This window comes from Treponema sp., from assembly GCF_045641405.1.
Taxonomy (GTDB): Bacteria; Spirochaetota; Spirochaetia; order Treponematales; family Treponemataceae; genus Treponema_D.
On record NZ_JAZUGX010000049.1, the window covers coordinates 1 to 19,684 of the forward strand.

Below are 19,684 nucleotides of genomic sequence, written 5' to 3' on the forward strand. Positions count from 1 at the left end.
CTTATGCAGCCGTTTTGAACCTATATGCGTTTCTTTATGCTCTTTTACAATTTTTAATTTGAACTCTTCTGAGTATTTGGACATAAAAAATGCACCTCCTAAAATTGAACTTTATTTGTCCAACTTTAGGGGTGCACTTCAGTGAAGTCCTTTTTTTTGTGTGTGATCAATCCTTGATGTTGTTTTTCTTTCTGTAGTCGTCTGCAGATTTGAGCAGCTTTGATCTTTGTTTGTTGTAGTCGTTTAGGGAATTTCCCATGGCGTTCTGTTCCTGCAGTAGCTTGACAAAATTGCTACCAGGGCATAGTTTTGCGCAGTCCTCCAGTTCTTTCCTGCTTTCCTCGTATTCCTTCATCTCAAAAAGGAACTGGGAATAGGCCGTCTTTGCGTAGAACTTTTCTGCGTCTGTCCTTGCATGCTCGATGGATTTAAGCTGCCATTCCCTTGTCAGGTCCTTGGAGCCTCCAAAAAGCTTGGGTGAATAATAGTACCACTGTGCAAGGTTGACCATGGCAGGAGAGAAGGTTTCGCTTACCTTGAGAGCCTTTTCCTGATTACGTTTTACGGTCATTCCATGGAGGATGATGTCCTTTATGGAATATGCCATATAATAAGATGTTATATCAGCGTAGCATAGATAGGTGTAAGGTGTAAGGTCCTTTTCGGTCTTGTTTTCCATGTAAGCCTTTAGTTTCTGCCTCATCGCACTGAAAGGTTTCCTTGATTCCTTGTTTTCTCCAGGAAAGGTATAGATGTAGTTATAACGTTCCATTAAAATCAGGGCATCCAACAGAATGGAAGCTTCTTTACCAAGCTGCTCAACCTGTTCCTTGTTCTTTTCCTTGAAGGAATCAAGGGCGGCAATTGCTTCCTCGTTGTCGTTCAGGCAGGTAAGCTCCATGCGGAAATTCCAGAAGCTGTCGATGAGTGACTGTTCCTGCTCCGTGAATTTTCCCTCTGCAAAGGAATACATTATCGAGGTCAAAATGACTGCCGCCAGTAAAATAAATTTCTTCATGTTCATAATTATATGTATAAACAATAAAAATAGAAGATGGTTTCAAATAAATTATGAATTATGAATTATGAATTGTTTTTTCTCTAAACTTTTTTTTTCATTTTCCGAAATTTGAGGTATGGGTATGAACAGTTTTTCAAATTCAGTAGATTTGCTTCAGCGCGCAATGGATGTTTCAAGCCTGCGCTATCAGGTTACTGCCAACAATATTGCTAACAGTGAAGTTCCTAACTACAAGAAGCAGTATGTAAATTTCGAAAGTGAACTCAAAAGAGCTTTCGAAAGCCGTGACAACAGCCACAATGAATTCCGCATGCAGACTTCGGATCCACGCCACATCAGCAGTGAAACTCCAAGGGATTGGCGCGATGTTGAACCAAGGCGTGTGACGGATTTTGTTTCTACTTCAAAAGCAAATGGAAACAATGTTGATGCAGAAGAAGAAGCTATGAAGATCGTTCAGATCCAGATGCAGTATCGTCTGCTTACCCAGCTTACAAACTTTGAGTTCTCGCAGGTGAACACTGCAATGAAGTCAATCTGATTTGTTGATTGATACATATTAATGACAGGAGACAACCATGGGATTATTTACAAGCATTAACATAGCATCTTCGGGAATGAGCGTAGAGCGTCTTCGCACAGACGTCATTTCCAACAATATTGCCAATGCAACTTCTACACGTACACAGGAAGGTGGTGCATATAGAAGGCAGACCGTAATCGTTGAACCTATTGCTTCAAAGAATCCGCAGTGGAGGACTCCTTTCCTTGATGAGGCAAGAGACAATGGTCCAGGTCTTGGTGTTCGTGTTCGCGAAATAACAAAGGATACGGAGCAGGGAAGAATGGTCTATGATCCATCCCATCCAGATGCAATCCAGTCTGGTCCAAACAAGGGGTATGTTGAATATCCAAACGTTAACATCGTAAACGAAATGGTAGACATGATTTCTGCAAACCGCGCTTACGAGGCAAACTCAAGCGTTATTCAGGGAAGCAAGGAAATGTTCGCTTCAGCCCTTGATATTGGCTCAAGATAGAAAACGACAGAATAAAAAGGTAGCGTAAAACCAAAGAGATAGTGTAGAATCAAATGCACGAGGGGATTAAAAAATGAATTTGACTATCGGAACACTTGAACTTAACAAGACACATCCTGCCCATATGGGAACTGGGGCGATCAATACTGGCATCAATGTCGGTGGAATCCAGGGCGACAACAGTGGGGTTGCCAAGACAGGATCATTCAAAAACTATCTTCTTGAAGCTGTCGATAAGATGAATTCACAGCAGCTCAATGTATCTGCGCTCCAGGAACAGGTGATCACAGACCCTGACAGCGTGGATATCCATGATGTTACCACTGCAATGGCAAAGGCACAGATGTCCCTCAACCTTGCACAGACCGTAATCGAACGCGTCGTAAAGGGATGGACGGATCTTTCTCAGAACAGATAGCTAAGAGTTTCATGTAATTCCTGAATTTACAGGATTACATGCTGGAATGCGATAAATTTTATATAGAAAATACTAGTCAAATTTGAATTTGTATGGTAAAATTTTTCATTCATAATTGGAATTTTTATGCGGGTGGGAAAAGCATACAAACTTCAATAAAACTCATATTCGTTCATGGGAGGGGATTATGAACGAATGGTTCAAAAAAAGTACAGAAACCATTAAAACCAAATGGGGTAAATGGACAGTTCTTCAGAAGGCAATCGCAGGAGGAATTCTCTTTGCTGTGGTTGTTGCCATTGTTCTCATGGCAAGAATGTCTTCACGCCCAACTTCAGTAAAGCTTTTCAGTGCTCCAGTAAATGATGAGCAGGAAAGAAGCGCAATCCTTACACGACTCGATGAAGACAGCAGGACACATGCCTATGTTTCCTCTGATAATTACATCTATGTTGATAACGAGGCCATAGCAAAGAAATATAGGAGCCAGCTCATTGCAGAAGGTCTTGCTCCTTCACGCATGGATTCTTTTGCTCTCTTTGACGTCACAAGATGGTCCCGCACTCAGTTTGATGACCAGGTCAACTGGAAGCGTTCCATGGAATCCCTCGTAAAGTCTCATCTTGAATCTCTTGATGGAATCATGAGGGCTGAGGTTGTTCTTACACTTCCAGAGGAATCCCTTTTTACATCAAATCAGAATCCAACAACTGCCAGCGTCATTCTCTTTTCTCGCGGCGGTTCAAATATCCTTGAAGACAAGAAGCAGATCAAGGGTATCCAGAATCTCATCATGCGTGGTGTTGAAGGCCTTAAGGCAGAAAACATCTCCATCGTGGATGGTGCCACGGGTCAGGAAATCAATGACTTTGAAGGTATGGCAGAAAGTGACCGCCTTTCAAACATTGAAAAAGAAAAGCGCATCATCCTTAAACTTGAGACTGAATATGCAAGTCGTGTTCTCAAAGCTCTTCAGGTGACATTCGGAGACAAGCGCGTTCAGATTGCCAACATGAAGATTGACATGAACACCTCAAAGCGCACTACCAATTCAAAGCAGATTCTTCCTACTGTCATCAGAGAAGATAATCCTAATACACCTTATGATGACTCAGAAATCGTTGAAAAGATTGTCGTTTCTAAAGAAACTGTAGACAAGACCTTTACTGGAACAAGCTATAATCCTGAAGGTCCTGCAGGTGTTGAAGGACAGAATCCTCCAGTCATGAGCGACATGTCGAACATGATAGGAAAGTCTGAAGAAAAGGCTGAAAAAGTCAACTATGCATTTGGTGAAAAAGTTGTAAATGAAGATACATCTCCACAGATCGATCGCGTTACGGTGTCTGTCAACATTGACGGTAGATGGGAACTTGAATACAGTGAAAAGAATCTTCCTATCCTTGAACGCGGACATCTTCGCAGAAAGTATACCCCTATTTCTGAGGATGAACTTAAGAATGCTACGAGCCTTGTTCAGGGTGCTGTAGGTTTTACTAAGGCACGCGGTGACAATGTTGTCGTGACGAACATTCCTTTTGACCGTTCTGAGGAACATAATGCAGAGGATCTTGCTTTCATTGCAAAGCTTCAGCGCAACAAGACCATCATGTTCAGCCTTGTTGGTATTGCTGTAATCCTCATCGCATTCATTGCGTTCCGTATCATCAGTCGTGAAATCGAAAAACGTCGCCGTCTTGCGGAAGAAGCAAGAATCCGCGAACAGGAAGAAGCTCGCCAGAGAGCACTTATGGAAGCTCAGCAGCAGGGTATGGAAGTTACCATGTCTGTCGAGGAACGCAAGCGTGCAGAACTCCAGGAAAATGCAATTGCTATGGCAAAGGAACATCCAGAAGATGTTGCCATGCTTATCCGTACCTGGCTTATGGAGGAGTAACGACAGATGTATCCTATGCAGAATGGCTTCATAAAACAGGTTAGGCTTTCTGGAAAAGAGAAGGCTGCAATTCTCCTCGGTGAATTGGGTTATACTACAGAAACTCTCTGCAAGTACTTTTCTGATTCAGAGTTGAAGAAAATTAAGAGAGGGTTCGCTTCGTTGGGCGGACAATATAATGTTAGTCTGGAGAATTCAGTTCTTGAAGAAACTTGTGCTTTTGGAATTTCAAGAAATCTTCTTCCTCCAGATGCAATTGTAAGGGCACAGCAGAATGCAGAGGAAACTGCTGCTAGGTATGCTTCTTCTGCAAGATTTGGCGGTGCGGATGTTCTTTCGAACAATGGTCTTAAGGCACAGGACCTGGCAAATGTTCTTTCAATGTGGCTCAAGGAGGAGTAGGCTATGGCAGAAGAAATGGTCGACGGAAAGAAAGGCAAAAAGAAAGGCGGAGCCAAAGACTATAAAAACCTTACGGGTCGTCAGAAGGCAGCTATTTTTCTTGTTGCTGTCGGAAGCGATGTAGCTTCTGATGTCATGAAGCACCTTCGTGAAGACGAAGTAGAAACACTTACTTTTGAAATTGCTCGTCTCGATACAATCGATGCAGATTTCAAGGATCAGGTTCTTGAAGAATTCCAGGAACTCATGCAGGCTCAGAACTTCATCACTACTGGTGGTATAGACTTTGCACGCGAGCTTCTTGAAAAATCCCTAGGTTCACAGAAAGCGATTGATATCATCAATCGTCTTACTTCAAGCCTTCAGGTTCGTCCTTTTGACTTCATCAGAAGAACTGACCCGGCTCACTTGTTGAACTTCGTTCAGCAGGAATATCCACAGACAATTTCTTTGGTTCTTGCTTACCTTGAACCACAGAAAGCTGCCCAGATTCTCCAGAATCTTCCTCCTGAAATCCAGCCGGAAGTTTCAAAGCGTCTTGCAACAATGGACCGTACATCTCCGGAAGTTCTCCGTGAAGTTGAGCGCGTTCTTGAAAAGAAACTTTCTACATTGTCTTCTGAAGACTATACTGCTGCCGGTGGTGTTGACTCCATCGTTGAAATCCTTAACCTTGTTGACCGCTCTTCTGAAAAGGCCATCATCGAAACTCTTGAAGAAGACGATCCAGAACTTGCAGAAGAAATCAAGAAGCGCATGTTCGTTTTCGAAGATATTGTTATGCTTGATGACCGTGCTATCCAGAAAGTTCTTCGTGAAGTTGATACTCAGGAACTTGCAAAGGCCCTCAAGTCTGTTGATACTGAAGTTCAGGATAAGATTTTCCAGAACATGTCAAAGCGTGCCGCAAGCATGCTTAAGGAAGATATGGAATACATGGGACCTGTTCGTCTTAAGGATGTTGAAGAAAGCCAGCAGAAAATCGTTTCTGTCATCAGACGTCTCGAAGACAGCGGTGAAATCGTCATCGCCCGTTCTTCTGACGATGAGATGGTCGTATAATTCATCAGTAAAAGTTATAAGGAAATAGAGTATGGCACAGAGTGTATTCAGGTCAAACGAAGTAACTACAAAAGAAGATAAAGTTGTTCTCCAGTTTACAAAGAATTTCGAGCCTCCAAAGGAAGAGGTTGTCGAGGTCATTCCTGAATATACAGGTCCAACTGCCGATGACCTTCGCCGTGAAGCAGAAGCTTTTAAGGAATCCTGGGAACATGAAAAGCAGAAGATGCTTGAAAAAGCACAGGCAGATGCTGACCAGATTGTTAAAAATGCAGAGAATGCAGCCTTTAATCAGGTTAAGCAGCAGTCAGATAAGGCAGCCGTTGTAATTGCCCAGGCCAGGGAAGAAGCAGAACAGATTATAAACAATGCAAAGATGGAAGCTCAGTCCATCCTTGATAAGGCTCATGGCGAAGAAAAGGAAATTTTTGACAAGGCTGAAAGTGATGGTTTCCGTGCTGGTCATGAAGAAGGTTATAAAGAAGGAAATCAGGAAGCGGAACGTCTTGTTGAGCGTATCCACAAAATGATTGAAGCTGTTCAGGCTAAAAGACAGGAAATCCTTGATGGAACGGAACAGCAGATTGTCAATCTTGTTATTCTTATGGCTCACAAAGTTGTTAAGATCATGTCTGACAACCAGAAAAGCGTAATCATGTCAAATGTGGTTCAGGCTCTTAAAAAGGTAAAAGGCAGCGGTGACGTTACTCTCCGTGTCAATATGTCTGACGTCAAGCTTACTACAGAACATATCAGTGAATTCATTCATCAGGTTGAAAACATAAAGAATATCTTCGTTGTTGAAGACAGCACTGTTGATAAGGGTGGATGTATTGTTGAGACTGATTTCGGTGCCATCGATGCCCGCATTTCAAGTCAGCTTGCAGAACTTGAAACTCAGATTCTTAGCATTTCTCCAATCAAGACTGTTGGAAAGTCGGAAGTAATCAACGCTGACTGAAACATAGTTTATGAATACCGATTGAAAATTGAAGGCAAATGACTGCGGTTTATGGGGATATGCCGCAATGCAGGCTTAAATGCTTTCAGTTTTCTCCCATAAAATTTTCAATTTCCTGGGGTGGGGAATAATGGAAAACTTTTTCGATAAATACATCAATACTGTAAATCGCGTTGAACCGATAAAATACACTGGTACCGTTACTGGTGTTAACGGTCTTTTGATTGAATCCAATGGACCCCGTTCAGTTATCGGCGAAATCTGTACGATACATATTCCTAGTCAGAATACATCAATCCTTGCGGAAGTTGTCGGCTTTGAAGGAAACACTGTAAGGCTGACTCCTTATGGTGACATCAAGGGAATTGAATGCGGCTGCGTTGTCGTTGCTTCTGGTCATGTTCTTGAAGTTCCCGTAGGAGAACATCTTCTTGGCCGTGTAATCGATGCAACTGGAAAATCCCTTGACGGTAAGGGCGACATTGCAGCCCAAGAATATTATCCTGCAACAGCAGCTCCTCCTAATCCAATGAAACGAAAGCCTATTGACCGACGCATAGTTACAGGAGTCCGTGCCATTGACGGACTTCTTGCTTCAGGCAAGGGACAGCGCCTCGGTATTTTTGCTGGCTCTGGAATTGGAAAATCGACTCTCCTTGCTACAATCGCAAGGAATACTAGTGCCGATATAAATGTAATTGCCCTCATCGGTGAACGTGGCCGTGAAGTAAGGGAATTCATTGAAAATGATCTTGGAGAGGAAGGTCTCAAGCGTTCTGTGGTTGTAGCCGCAACTTCCGATACTCCTTCAATCTGCCGCTTGAGGGCAGCCTATGTTGCCACTGCCATTGCCGAATATTTCCGCGATCAGGGAAAGGATGTCATGATGCTTTTTGACAGTGTGACCCGTTTTGCCCATGCCCAGCGAGAGATCGGCCTTGCCAATGGAGAGCCTCCAGCACAGCGCGGTTATCCGCCAAGTGTTTTCGATATGCTCCCTAAACTCCTTGAAAGAACAGGTACTAACGACAAGGGATCCATTACCGCTTTCTATACTGTCCTTGTTGACGGCGGCGACATGGATGAACCTATTGCGGATAAAGTCCGAGGTACTCTTGACGGTCATATTGTTTTGAGCCGTGAGCTTGCGTCAAGACAGCATTATCCAGCCATCGACATGCTTACAAGCATCAGCCGTCTTTCTGGACGTGTTACTGGAGTGAATACAAAAAAGGCCGTTCAGCGTGTAAGAAGATGGATTGCAACCTACGCCGAGCAGGAGGATTATATAACTGCAGGTGTTTATCAGAAGGGCAACAATCTTGATGTTGATGAAGCTATCGACCATCATGATGCTGTAGAGGAATTTCTTTGTCAGGAAACTGATGTCCACATTTCCATGGAAGAAACTCTCCAGAAATTGTCACAAGTCAGCGGAATCGAAATTCCAGAAGAAGAATATTCAGAGAAACCTGTTTCATGATTACTTGCCAGATAATAGAACATGAAAAAATTTCAGTTTAAGATGCAGAAAATTCTTGATCTCAGGAAGTTTGAACAGCAGCAGGCAGAGGCTGAACTTGGTAAGGCAAATGCGGAGGTTTCAAGAATTCAGCGTGAGCTTGATTCCATTGCGATGAAAAGGGTTAAGACGGCTAAGGAAAACTCTGGTCAGACTGATTTCATGATCCTAAGTCAGATGGATAGATTTTTTACTGGACTTGATATTCAAAAAGAAAAATTCCTTGAGGAAATGGTACAGGCTCAGCTGGTCGCCGATGAAAAACGTGCCGTTGTCCTTGAATGCATGAAAAAAACAAAGGCCCTTGAAAAACTGAGGGAAAAGCATCTTAATAAGTGGAAAAAAGAAATGCAGGAGCAGGAAGAGATCATCGTCGATGACGTTATGACTTCAAGATATCATTCCGAGTCTTCTGGCAGCTGAATGACAGCAAATCCCTCTGTCTTGTTCATCTTCTTTAAATCTTCAATTACCCTGTTTAGGCGCGACAGTTCTCTGTCCAATGTTTTCTTGTAGTCAAGCTTACCGTTGCCGATTCTTTCTCTTTCGTCTTCCCAGTTTTGAAGTCCCGTCAGGTGCAAGAATTTGAATTTTCCTTCGTTTGCTTTTTCTGCCCAGATCGAAGCTTCCTGCCAATAGACATAGCAGATTTCGTAGCAGGATTTTGCCTTCTCAAGATTCCTCAGGTATTCATCTTTCCATGGGGCATCGTAGAAATATGCGACTTTCTTGTCGTATATGTTTCCAAGTCGCAGGTGCTGTTCTATGAGCTTAAGGTTCAGGTGCATCTGGAAAAGGCATCTGTATTTTTCCCATTGAGCTTCATCCTCTATTTTTGTATAGGCGTAAAGAGGATTGCAGAAGTCCGCTTTGGTTGCTTTTTCAAGCCACCAGATGTTTTCGATTATGTCATCAGGCAGCTGCTGGTGATGAACATGATATAATTTATAGTAGTCCTCTTTATATTTTGCCACATAGGCATCAGCCTTAGGCACTGCAAAAAGCGCAAGCACTGCACATAACGAGAAAGCTTTCAATGTAATCAGCAAAGACTTCTTCACGATTTGATTATCGGCTGAATCAGTATCCTTTGTTAGCTTTTTATGTTTAATGGATGTATGAACCATGATTCCTAAAAACAGTGGAATTTACTCTTCTTCATTAAATGGGAATTTTCTGATAAAATAAATCGGATATACATACGCTATGAAGTCCAGGGTGATAAAGACCATTATCGGTATTTCTATCTTTCTCACAATAATTGCCATAGCCATGGTTGTGGTGCGTCCTTTGTACAAAAGGGTGGACCAGACTGTACGCTCATTGGAAGCAGAGCTTTTAGGCAAGCTTGTTGAAAAGACTGGACTGTCTGTTTCCTATGATTCCCTTTCTCCTTCAGTTCTGTCGGGCATTGTCCTAAATGGCATCGTGCTGAGGGATGCAGAGACGCAGGAAGAAATTCTTTCCGTAAAGAAAACTTCCATCTACTATAGACTTTCTAATCTTATTCACGGTGATATTGAACATGCCTTCACAAAGCTTACGGTAAGAAATGTAACGATAAATTTCAGTGATGAAAAAGTTGCCAAGCTGTTCTCCTCTGAAGCAAAGAAAGAAAAAAAAGCCTCTCTTTCAATTTCCTCTGTGGAAGACCTTGTACGGACTATAGCCTTTTCTCTTCCTTTTGATGTGCAGATCAAGAACGTCAGGTTTAAATACACAAGTGGAAAGGATGTGTATTCGGTTGCCCTTAGAGAACTCCTTTTGAGGAAGAACAATTCAGCAAGCTCTGTATTCCTAAGATTGAACGGACTCGTAGACTCCAACATCAGCACTTTCGGCTATAAATCTGCGGGATTCATCTATAGGATCGACGGAAACTTGATGCATTCCATTTCTGGAAGTTCTTTCAGACTTAGGCTTGATGACTTTAGGCGCTCAGATTTTTCCGTCAAGCATCTTGAATTCCTTCTGAACTACAAGGAACATAATTTCATTGTTCGATCGACAAGAAGTTTCTTCCCTTTGAATCTTAGGGTGCTTTTCAGTTTGGACAGCACTACTGTAGAAAGTACTGTGCACATGAATGCTCTTAATCCTCTTGATATGTTCAGGGCTCCAAGTTATATGGGAGTCATCAATTTTTTCAAGGGATCTTTGTTCACTACGGAATCCAATTTCTTCATGGATCTTAAAACCTTCAAGTATTCATGGTCGACCAATACGACAATCAACATGCCGAGGGGTAAACGCTTTACAAAGGAAGGACAGAATGTCTATGCAAGATGTACAGGCAACAACACAGACATCATGATATCAAACCTTTCTGCGGACGGCGGAATTTTCAAAGGTACCTTCAAGGGAGAATTCAATATTCCTAAGCTTCAGCCTAAGGGTAGGCTTGACCTTGACTACTATGCGTATTTCAATGGCAACAAGCTTTCAACCACTGCTTATTTCACTCCAAGAAAAACAGAAGGCTTTGACTTCTATATGCCTGAGGTTCATTTTGGGAAATGGTGTACCTATTCCAATTTCCGTGCATATTCTTCGCTTGGAAAAAATATTGTTCTTGTTGTGGATGCCGATGACTATTCCCATGCTGAATATGGAACTCCTGGACATCTTACGGCAAACGGAACCCTTCAGCTTGGCGGCAATATGTATCTGCAGGCTTCGGCAACTTTGGATAATTTCTTCCTGGACACAGGATTAAAGACTGCCGCATTTTTTACGGACAAGGAAGGTGGAAAAGCATATGTAGGACCTGTTGTTCCAAAAGCAGAGCCATACATTACCCAGCTGGAAGTCTATTTTGCCACAGATTTTTCAAGCTTTACATACAATTCCCCTGTAGTCATCTGCGCAAATACTCAGAAGGACAGGGAGATTCTATTTGTTTCATTTGATGGCACAGGAACTTCTTTTTCTTTCAGCCGCGTTGATCTTATGTACGGTGGAAATTCTCTTCTGGCCACAGGCTCCCTTGACATAGATACAAAGCTTGGACAGATGAATTTCTTTACCGACTTCAATCTCAATTCCTTCCCTTATGCCATGAACGGTGTGTATGCGTGGGGTGAATGGCTTTCCATCAGCGGAAATTATGGTTTTGAAGCATCTGTAAACTACGGCAGGACCACTGATGGTTCCATCAGATTCAACAATCTTCCGATTTCATACAATAACTATGCGGCCTCTCTATCCACCGATTCAATCTTCAGCTTCAGCAAGGATGGATCCTGGGACGCTTTCATAGAAAAATTTGAAATCTCCGAATTGACCGACAACTTCAGGTCCAAGCCTAAGGTAGTCTTTGCTGGCGAAATGAATGACAAGGGTTTGATTGCCTCAAGCATCCTATACTCCGACAATATTTCTTCTCTCGATGGAAATGGATTTATTCTATGGAATACCTCCGATCTTGGTTTTGACAATGCCGTCGTCAACATCAACCTTGCGAGTCCAGTCTCAACGGAAAAAATTGATTTCAGTGGGGAAGCAAGGAGCATGGCTGTAGAAGGGTTTTCTTTTGCAAATTTCAAGAAGGATCTTTACTTCAATATTACATCCCGTATCTCCTCTTTCCCAGTCAGTCGATTCATTACGGGACAGGGGAGCGGCAATACAGTTTCACTGGATGTCAATGCAAGCGGTACTTTAGAAAATCCTCTTTATTCAATCGATGTGGTTGACTCTTCCATTCTGCTGGGAGGAAACAACCTTACAGCCAGATTGAATGCAACGTACATCGACAACGTGCTTGATGTCTCGAAGGCTGATATTTCATGGAGATATTTCAAGATAGATGAAGTCTTGGCACGGCTGGACATGAATTCCTTTGACGGAGATGCATCGGTTCATTTCAAGATGAACGGTGTGGACAGACAGTTTGATGCTGGTTTTGATTTCATCCTGTCAAATCTTTCTGATCCAAATGCAAAGGGAATGCCAGAAGCGTTCTCCATTGACGCCGACTGTGTAAGCCTTGAAAGCAATTTCATTGAATCCTTTGAACCTTTCCATGTCTCAATAATCCGTTCACCAGGGCGTCTTGATATTGTAACCGATGAAAACATAGGTGCTTACGGAGAAATACTTGATGACGGTTTTGTTGCCTTCACTGTGGCAGATAATAAGCCTCTTCATTTTTCCATGGACGGAACATATAGAAACCAGATCATGGACATGAATTTCAACGGCTTCTATTGGGACCTTTCAAAGATTGCCTATGTATTCAATTCAGACATGTTTACCCTTTATTCTGGAGTCCTTGCGGGTTCTCTTAATATTTCAGGACCTTTGAACGACCCTGAGATGAGCGGTTCCATGGCGCTTGTTTCTCCTGATTTCAATCTTCCTCAATATATACCTGATCATTTCATGACAGATGAAATCAAGGTCATTTTTACAAGAGAAGAGATTTCTCTTACTGAAACCTTATTCCATGTTCGTACTGGCTATGTTGCTGTCAGCGGACTCATTTCCATGGACAGATGGGCTTTGGACAATTTCATCGTGAATCTCCGTACCCTTGAGAATTTCAAGATTCCTGTCGATGCCAAGGTAGACCATTTCAGAGTCAAGGGATTCACTTCCGTTGACGCCTCCCTGATTTTTGAAGACCGTTCATTGACCCTCAACGGTTCCATTGAGCTTCAGAATTCTGAGCTTTCATATAACATGAACAGGCAGGAAAGGCTTCTCGACCCTATAAACCCAAAGAAAAAGAAGAAAAAGGCTGCCCCTACAGGAGAAACTGGATTCAAGCCTTCCATTGACTTCAATATCGATCTTGCCCTTATGATCGGCCAAAGGGTTCAGATAGATGTAAACCCGTTCCTCAGAAGCCTTATTGCTCCGTCCACTCCTATTTATGTTACGGTAGATACAGCGACAGGTCTTTGGAGCATCAAGAGCGATATTGTTCTTCGCGGTGGTGAAATATCTTATCTCAACAGGAACTTCTATCTTAAGCAGGGTAGGCTTGTCCTAAACGAGACGCAGGATCATTTTGATCCTAATATTACTGTCCGTGCTGAAACCCGTGAACGAGATGCCAGCGGTGACAATGTTACTATTATTTTGTCTGCCATTTCCCAGAATCTTTCTAGCTTCAATGCCATCCTTTCTTCTGTTCCTGCCAAGTCTGAGACAGAAATATTGAGTTTGCTTGGTCAGATTGTCGCAGGTGATGCTGATTCAGTTGGAAATCTTGTTGTTTCTGGAATGGATTATGGTGTTCAGGTCACTCTTCTTCGTAAATTTGAGAACGCATTGCGTGATTTATGTAATTTTGATATATTTTCAATCAGAACTACAGCGCTGCAGAATACTATCATGCAGGGATTGGAAATCGGAAACAGGCCAGAAAATAATTCTGTCATCGGTAACCTATTCGACAATTCGACTGTTTATATTGGAAAGTACTTCGGAAGCGATGTCTACGCAGATGCTCTTCTTCATTGGACCTATGACCGAAAGATTGCAGGTGCCAGTGAAGCGATGGGAGATGGTCTTGTGTTCCAGCCTGAGATTGGTCTTGAGTTCAATGCTCCTTTTGCCAATATACGCTGGAATTTTGCACCTGATCTCAGTGATATGCAGGAATCCTGGGCAAAAGCGACATCCGTTACACTTTCGTGGCGCTGGGCATTCTGATGAGTTCAAAAAATTGGGGATATAAAATTATGTCATTTCGCAACAGACGTTTTCTTTTTACATTTCTTGCTGTTCTTTTTTCTGTATTTGTTTCGGCATTTTCTCAGGAGTCGTTACCTGACGGTTGGTATTATGACAAGCCAATCAAACTGATTCATTTCCAGAACCTTAAGACCGTAAAGCACGGTGACCTTGATGGTGTTACAAGCAGTTTCATCAGCAAGCCTTTCACAGATGAGCTTATCAGCAACCTCTATGACAAGCTTTTTTCAATTGATTATTTTGATGATGTTGAAATCAAGGCTTCAAAAAACAGTGATAATGGAAAGACCGTTAACCTTATTGTCATAGTTCAGGAAAAGCCTATTGTTACTAAGATCAAATTCACTGGCAATAAGGCTCTTCATACTTCGGATCTCAAGGCAAAGATTTCTTTAAAGAAAGATGACGTATATATAGAAAACAAGCTTTCGATCGATGAGCGTGCCCTCAGAAACTACTATATAGAAAAGGGTTTTACAAAGGCGACTGTATCTGCTTCTGCTGAAGTCAAGGAGGATGGCGTAACGCTTACCTTTAAGATTCGTGAAGGTAAGCAGTCTGTCGTAAAGAAGATCAACTTTGTCGGCAATAAGGTTGTTTCCTCTAAGACCCTTAAGGGCAAGGTCAAGATGAAGGAAGTTGGGCTCTTCAATAAGGGTGCCTTCCAGGACGCATCTATTTCTGCTGACTCAAGGGCCATCCTTACATACTACCAGAACCGCGGTTATGCCGATTCCAGAATCCTCAACGTTTCTACAGATTCGGAATACAATGAAAAAAAGAACCGTGAGGAACTTACCATCACTTTCGATATTCAGGAAGGAGCCCAGTATACATATGGCGGAATGTCTTATGTCGGCAACAAGGTTTTCTCAACAGAGGAATTGGATAAGCTTGTGACGCTCAGGACTGGAGCAATCTACAATGAGACCAAGTTTCAGGAAACCAAGTCCAACATTCAGAACAAATACTACGAAAACGGCTATACTTCAAATCAGTTCTATCCCGAGCAGAAAAAAGATGCTGATGCCAGGGTTGTTTCCTATGTACTCCATATCGATGAAAGACCAAGAAGCCATATCGAAAACATCATCATCAAGGGTAACGAAAAGACAAAGGATTATGTAATCCGCCGTGAAATTCCTATTGATGAAGGAGATATCTTCTCCAATGCCAAGATCACCAACGGCATGAGAAACCTCTACAATCTTCAGTTCTTCTCTGCAGTAGCTCCAGAGGTAGTCCAGGGTTCAGAAGAAAACCTTGTCGACGTGGTGTTTACTGTGGAAGAGCAGAGTACCACTTCTCTTGATGTTGGTTTTACATTCTCAGGTGTTTCAGATCCTAACGATTTCCCTGTATCTCTCTTTGCAAGGCTACAGGATTCAAACCTTTGGGGTGAAGCACGTTCTGCTTCTGTAAGTACAACTTTGTCTACAAGTGAACAGTCTGTTTCCCTTGGCTATGGTCAGAACTGGATTTTCGGACAGCCTATAAGCGGAAATGTGTCGGTGGGTTATTCTCATTCAACAAACTATGCCCTTCGCAATAAGTTCATGCCTAGTGGAGACATCAACAACGACTACTACTACATGAAGTACAAGCAGAACGAATTTGACTTGAGCACATCTCTTGCAAAGAGATGGACTCCTAACTTTGCCATCATCACTGTCGGTGGTGGTATGACAAACAGTATCCTCTATAACGATTATGAAGATTCATTGTTTGTTCCGTACGATTCTTCAATCAGTTATTACAACAATAACTGGGAACCAAAGAATTCCATCTGGACTTCCATTTCCTTTGACGGAAGAAATATTTCCTATGATCCATCTACAGGATGGTTTGCAAGCCAGAAGCTTTCATGGTATGGCCTTTTCAAGAAGGGTGCACTTGCCTTTGCTCCTGATTGGGGAGAAACGGAATTCTATCTTAGATCTGATACAAAGGCCGAAAGGTATTTCACCATATTCGATCATTATTTTGCGGACAAATTTGCTGTTAAGCTTGTCCTCATGGGATATTCATCTCTGTCTCTCCAGTTCCCTGCACCAGGAACAAACATCAAGAGATCAAACCAGCTTTACATTGATGGTATGTTCAACGGACGTGGATGGACAATCTACAACACAAACAAAGGTCGTGGTCACGCAATGTGGAGCAATACCCTCGAGTTGAGATACCCAGTTCTCCCAGGTATCCTTTCCTTCGATCTCTGGGGTGATGCTGTAGCCATCAAAAAGGAAGAGTCTGAGTTGTTTACTTCCCTTACAAAAGAAGACTGGTATTACAGTTTTGGTCCTAGCATTAGATTCTGTATCCAGCAGTTCCCTCTCAGACTTCTTTTCGCCAATACCTGTAAATATAGAAACGGTGAATTTGTATTCACCAACCAGAATGGAGATGGAGACTTTAACTGGAAGAGCAACTGGCACTTCGTCCTTTCATTCAACATGACAAACAGATAATCAAAGAACATTCAGTTCTTTAGCAGGAGTTTATATATGAAGAAGAATATTTTTGCAGTATGCATTCTTTCTGTTGCCTTTACTGCCGCATCCTTTGCTCAACAGATTACGAAATTTGCCGTTGTCGATACTAACAAGGTGTATCAGGCATATTTCAGAAATTCCGCTCCTGTAAGAAACTACGAGACAAAGAAGGAAGATTTCCAGAAGGAACTGGACAAGCATGTAGCGGAGCTTCAGCGTCTCAATGATCAGAAGATTGAATATCAGCGCAAGGGAAATGATTCTGAAGCGATGAAAATAGAAGCTCAGATCACAAAGAAGACTGATTTTATCAATGAATATACCAGCGCAAAGAATACGGAGCTTGAGTCCCTCAAAAAATCACTTAAGGAAAACAATGCGTTCTATAAGCAGCTTTATGATACACTTGCCCGCGTTGCAGAAAGTGGTGGTTACAGTGCAATTCTTAACCTTCAGGAAGCAAATTCCATTCTCTGGTACAGTCCTTCAGTTGACATTACGGACCAGGTAATATCTCAGCTTGGATTGTAATTTAAATGGCAGAAGAAACTCCGATCATAACTCAGTATCGTGGCATCAAGGCACAGTACCCTGATGATGTTCTTTTTTTCAGACTTGGTGACTTCTATGAGATGTTCAACGAAGATGCCGTTGAAGTTTCACGTCTGCTTAATCTTACACTTACTCATCGTGGTGATAATCCCATGTGTGGAATTCCCTACCACGCTTCAAAAATCTATATTGCAAGACTTCTTCGCATGGGGAAAAGAATTGCCATTGCGGAACAGATAGGAGAGATTGCAAAGAAAGGCCTTACTGAACGCAAGGTTGTAGAGGTCATTACTCCAGGAACCGCAACAGAAAGCGAATATCTCGATGGCAATGCAAACAACTTTCTTGCTTGTATATGCGTTGAAAAAGGTGCGGTGGGATTGGCCTATGTTGATGTCACTACTGGTGAATTCCGAGCCACAAGCTTTGGTGAAAGATCATTTCGTGAGAACCTTGCCAAGGAATTGGGGAGATGTTCCCCTCGTGAAATCATTCTTCCTGAAGGTCTTAGAAACAACGCAGATGTGAATGCAGTACTTGGAAGTCTTTCCATATCTTCCGTATCCTTCTATCCAGACTGGCATTTTAATTCAAAGCAATGCTATGAACGTCTTATAAAGCAGTTCAAGACGGCAAATTTAAGTTCCTTTTCTTTGACGGAAGAAAGTCCTGAAGTTGCCCCTGCAGGATTTCTTTTGGACTACATACTTAAGACTACCAATTCAGAATCGGATCATATCAAAGGAATTTCCATTTACAAGGATTCCCAGTTTGTTATGATGGATGATTCCTCAAGACGCAATCTTGAGATTACATCAAATCTTCGCGACGGTTCGGTTCAGTATACCCTTCTTGAATGCGTCAACAATGCAAAGACGGCAATGGGTGGAAGACTTATCCGCGACTGGCTTTCATTCCCTTTGACAAATGAAAAGCAGATTGTTTCCCGTCAGGACCATGTTCAGTCTTTTGTAGATAATGTTTCTCTCCTCCGAAAAGTCCGTGACCAGCTAGATGGAATCCTTGATATTGAACGTCTTGCTGGTCGAATCGCAATGGACCGAGCCCATGCAAAAGATCTTCAGGCTCTTAAGAATTCCTTGAACCTATGGTTGAAGGCAAGGGTTTCATTGGAGGAAAATGGTTTTTCATTTACGGATGCCTCTGATGCGCATAAGATAGTTGATCTTATTGAAAATGCCATTGACGATGATCCTGCGACTGTTTTTACTGAAGGTAGAATCATCAAGGCTGGATGGTCGGAAGAGCTTGACGAATGGAAAAAAATTCAGCGAGATTTCAATACTGTTCTTGAGGAATATGCAGAAGAAGAAAGACAGCAGACAGGAATACAGAACCTTAAGATAAAGAACACTGGAAACCTTGGGTATTTCATAGAAGTTACAAGAGGCAAGCTTGACAAAGTTCCTCCACACTTCATCATGAAAAGAACTCTTGTTAATGCGGATCGCTACACTACGGAAAGGCTTCAGCAGCTGGAAGAAAAACTCAATGAGTCAGGTACCAGGATCATTCAGCTTGAGCATGATCTTTTTATCGAGGTTCGTAATGAACTTAAGAAATATGTACTCTACCTGCAGCAGACGGCACAGGAAATAGCTTATGCTGATGTTGCAAGCTCCTTTGCCGATGCATCGGTTTCCCATGGATGGGTACGTCCTGTTGTTTCCGCAGAAAGCAAGGAATTCCTTGTCATAGAGGGTAGGCATCCTGTTGTTGAACAGCACCTTCCTAAGGGAGAATTCGTACCTAATGACCTGAGTCTGTATTCGGGCGATGGAAGCAAGAGCTTTGCGCTTATTACAGGACCAAACATGGCAGGTAAAAGCACCTTCCTGAGACAGAATGCACTTATCGCATTGTTGGCCCAGACTGGCTGCTTTGTTCCTGCAAAGGAAGCAAGGCTCGGTATCGTCGACAGAATTTTCTGCCGTGTTGGAGCCAGCGATAATCTTGCAAAAGGTGAATCTACCTTCCTTGTGGAAATGACTGAAACCGCCCGCATTCTCAGAAGTGCAACGGACAGATCCCTTGTGATCATGGATGAAGTAGGACGTGGTACAAGCACTGAGGACGGGCTTTCCATTGCATGGGCTGTCAGCGAACATCTTTTGAATACACTCAAGTGCAAGACCTTGTTTGCCACACATTATCATGAGCTTACACGACTTGATCATGACTTGATAAAGCAGCTGTGCATGGCTGTAAGCGAGAACGGTACTGACATAGTGTTCCTTCGCAAGGTAATAGAAGGGGCAAGCGAGAACAGCTATGGTATCCATGTTGCACGCCTTGCAGGAATCCCAGACCAGGTAATCCTTCGGGCGCAGGAAATTCTTGAAAAAATCCAGACGGAAGCAGGTGATACTGCCACTGTCGTTGAAACCGTAAAGACTGCTGCGCCTGAAAAAAGAAATCCAACCTATGCAGGTGGGCTTTTTAGCGAAGAGGAAATGGTTATCAATGAAATCCTTTCCTGTGATCTTGACAACATGACGCCAATGTCTGCCCTTCAGACCCTTTCAAGGTGGAAGAAATCCCTCGATGGTCGTTGATTTAATGAAACCTCCATATTAAATAGGGAAGGTTCATT

Annotated in this window: 15 protein-coding genes; 13 read left to right on the plus strand and 2 right to left on the minus strand. The window is 42.5% G+C overall.

Features of this window, described 5'->3' with window-relative positions:
* Positions 1-166: 166 nt before the first annotated feature.
* On the minus strand, positions 167-1,018 hold the full coding sequence (locus ACKI39_RS07780) for a hypothetical protein (RefSeq protein ID WP_407399292.1): 852 nt from the start codon (positions 1,016-1,018) through the stop codon (positions 167-169).
* A gap of 124 nt (positions 1,019-1,142) precedes the next feature.
* On the opposite strand from ACKI39_RS07780, the gene flgB reads away from it, so the two are divergent.
* The 9 genes from flgB to fliJ all read left to right on the plus strand — a co-directional run bounded on the left by flgB (position 1,143) and on the right by fliJ (position 8,746).
* Positions 1,143-1,562: a flagellar basal body rod protein FlgB gene (gene flgB / locus ACKI39_RS07785; RefSeq protein ID WP_407399294.1), complete on the plus strand. Its 420-nt coding sequence runs from the start codon at positions 1,143-1,145 to the stop codon at positions 1,560-1,562.
* Positions 1,563-1,599: 37 nt separating this feature from the next.
* The gene (flgC, locus tag ACKI39_RS07790) at positions 1,600-2,061 is read left to right on the plus strand and encodes a flagellar basal body rod protein FlgC (protein ID WP_407399296.1); all 462 of its coding nucleotides are present in this window, start codon (positions 1,600-1,602) and stop codon (positions 2,059-2,061) included.
* Between the two features lie 73 nt (positions 2,062-2,134).
* Entirely contained in the window at positions 2,135-2,479 is a 345-nt protein-coding gene (gene fliE / locus ACKI39_RS07795; RefSeq protein WP_407399298.1) for a flagellar hook-basal body complex protein FliE, read from the plus strand.
* A gap of 187 nt (positions 2,480-2,666) precedes the next feature.
* Positions 2,667-4,376, plus strand: a complete 1,710-nt coding sequence (gene fliF / locus ACKI39_RS07800) for a flagellar basal-body MS-ring/collar protein FliF (protein ID WP_407399300.1) — start codon at positions 2,667-2,669, stop codon at positions 4,374-4,376.
* 6 nt (positions 4,377-4,382) lie between these two features.
* Positions 4,383-4,778, plus strand: coding sequence for a hypothetical protein (locus ACKI39_RS07805; RefSeq protein ID WP_407399302.1), 396 nt, complete (start codon positions 4,383-4,385; stop codon positions 4,776-4,778).
* A 3-nt stretch (positions 4,779-4,781) separates the two neighbouring features.
* Positions 4,782-5,840, plus strand: coding sequence for a flagellar motor switch protein FliG (gene fliG / locus ACKI39_RS07810; RefSeq protein WP_407399304.1), 1,059 nt, complete (start codon positions 4,782-4,784; stop codon positions 5,838-5,840).
* Positions 5,841-5,871: 31 nt separating this feature from the next.
* Entirely contained in the window at positions 5,872-6,801 is a 930-nt protein-coding gene (gene fliH, locus ACKI39_RS07815; protein WP_407399306.1) for a flagellar assembly protein FliH, read from the plus strand.
* 130 nt (positions 6,802-6,931) lie between these two features.
* Complete coding sequence (locus ACKI39_RS07820) at positions 6,932-8,284, plus strand: FliI/YscN family ATPase (protein ID WP_407399308.1); 1,353 nt, start codon at positions 6,932-6,934, stop codon at positions 8,282-8,284.
* A 21-nt stretch (positions 8,285-8,305) separates the two neighbouring features.
* Positions 8,306-8,746, plus strand: coding sequence for a flagellar export protein FliJ (gene fliJ, locus ACKI39_RS07825; RefSeq protein WP_407399310.1), 441 nt, complete (start codon positions 8,306-8,308; stop codon positions 8,744-8,746).
* On the opposite strand, the gene ACKI39_RS07830 is transcribed toward fliJ, so the two are convergent.
* A complete protein-coding gene (locus ACKI39_RS07830; RefSeq protein WP_407399312.1) occupies positions 8,722-9,450 on the minus strand; it encodes a hypothetical protein in 729 nt (242 codons plus the stop codon). The genes fliJ and ACKI39_RS07830 overlap by 25 nt on opposite strands.
* A gap of 91 nt (positions 9,451-9,541) precedes the next feature.
* Here ACKI39_RS07830 and ACKI39_RS07835 point away from each other — a divergent pair, with 91 nt between their 5' ends.
* The 4 genes from ACKI39_RS07835 to mutS are packed head-to-tail and all read left to right on the plus strand — an operon-like array spanning position 9,542 to position 19,646.
* Positions 9,542-13,984, plus strand: coding sequence for a translocation/assembly module TamB domain-containing protein (locus ACKI39_RS07835; RefSeq protein ID WP_407399314.1), 4,443 nt, complete (start codon positions 9,542-9,544; stop codon positions 13,982-13,984).
* A gap of 29 nt (positions 13,985-14,013) precedes the next feature.
* The gene (gene bamA, locus ACKI39_RS07840; RefSeq protein WP_407399316.1) at positions 14,014-16,494 is read left to right on the plus strand and encodes an outer membrane protein assembly factor BamA; all 2,481 of its coding nucleotides are present in this window, start codon (positions 14,014-14,016) and stop codon (positions 16,492-16,494) included.
* A gap of 36 nt (positions 16,495-16,530) precedes the next feature.
* Positions 16,531-17,049: an OmpH/Skp family outer membrane protein gene (locus ACKI39_RS07845; protein ID WP_407399318.1), complete on the plus strand. Its 519-nt coding sequence runs from the start codon at positions 16,531-16,533 to the stop codon at positions 17,047-17,049.
* Positions 17,050-17,054: 5 nt separating this feature from the next.
* Positions 17,055-19,646, plus strand: coding sequence for a DNA mismatch repair protein MutS (mutS, locus tag ACKI39_RS07850; RefSeq protein ID WP_407399320.1), 2,592 nt, complete (start codon positions 17,055-17,057; stop codon positions 19,644-19,646).
* Positions 19,647-19,684 lie beyond the last annotated feature (38 nt).

Bases quoted from the DNA above. Each gene is read 5' to 3' on its own strand.
- ACKI39_RS07780 (WP_407399292.1), bottom strand. From the start codon at position 1,018: ATGAAGAAATTTATTTTACTGGCGGCAGTCATTTTGACCTCGATAATG.
- flgB (WP_407399294.1), top strand. From the start codon at position 1,143: ATGAACAGTTTTTCAAATTCAGTAGATTTGCTTCAGCGCGCAATGGAT.
- flgC (WP_407399296.1), top strand. From the start codon at position 1,600: ATGGGATTATTTACAAGCATTAACATAGCATCTTCGGGAATGAGCGTA.
- fliE (WP_407399298.1), top strand. From the start codon at position 2,135: ATGAATTTGACTATCGGAACACTTGAACTTAACAAGACACATCCTGCC.
- fliF (WP_407399300.1), top strand. From the start codon at position 2,667: ATGAACGAATGGTTCAAAAAAAGTACAGAAACCATTAAAACCAAATGG.
- ACKI39_RS07805 (WP_407399302.1), top strand. From the start codon at position 4,383: ATGTATCCTATGCAGAATGGCTTCATAAAACAGGTTAGGCTTTCTGGA.
- fliG (WP_407399304.1), top strand. From the start codon at position 4,782: ATGGCAGAAGAAATGGTCGACGGAAAGAAAGGCAAAAAGAAAGGCGGA.
- fliH (WP_407399306.1), top strand. From the start codon at position 5,872: ATGGCACAGAGTGTATTCAGGTCAAACGAAGTAACTACAAAAGAAGAT.
- ACKI39_RS07820 (WP_407399308.1), top strand. From the start codon at position 6,932: ATGGAAAACTTTTTCGATAAATACATCAATACTGTAAATCGCGTTGAA.
- fliJ (WP_407399310.1), top strand. From the start codon at position 8,306: ATGAAAAAATTTCAGTTTAAGATGCAGAAAATTCTTGATCTCAGGAAG.
- ACKI39_RS07830 (WP_407399312.1), bottom strand. From the start codon at position 9,450: ATGGTTCATACATCCATTAAACATAAAAAGCTAACAAAGGATACTGAT.
- bamA (WP_407399316.1), top strand. From the start codon at position 14,014: ATGTCATTTCGCAACAGACGTTTTCTTTTTACATTTCTTGCTGTTCTT.
- ACKI39_RS07845 (WP_407399318.1), top strand. From the start codon at position 16,531: ATGAAGAAGAATATTTTTGCAGTATGCATTCTTTCTGTTGCCTTTACT.
- mutS (WP_407399320.1), top strand. From the start codon at position 17,055: ATGGCAGAAGAAACTCCGATCATAACTCAGTATCGTGGCATCAAGGCA.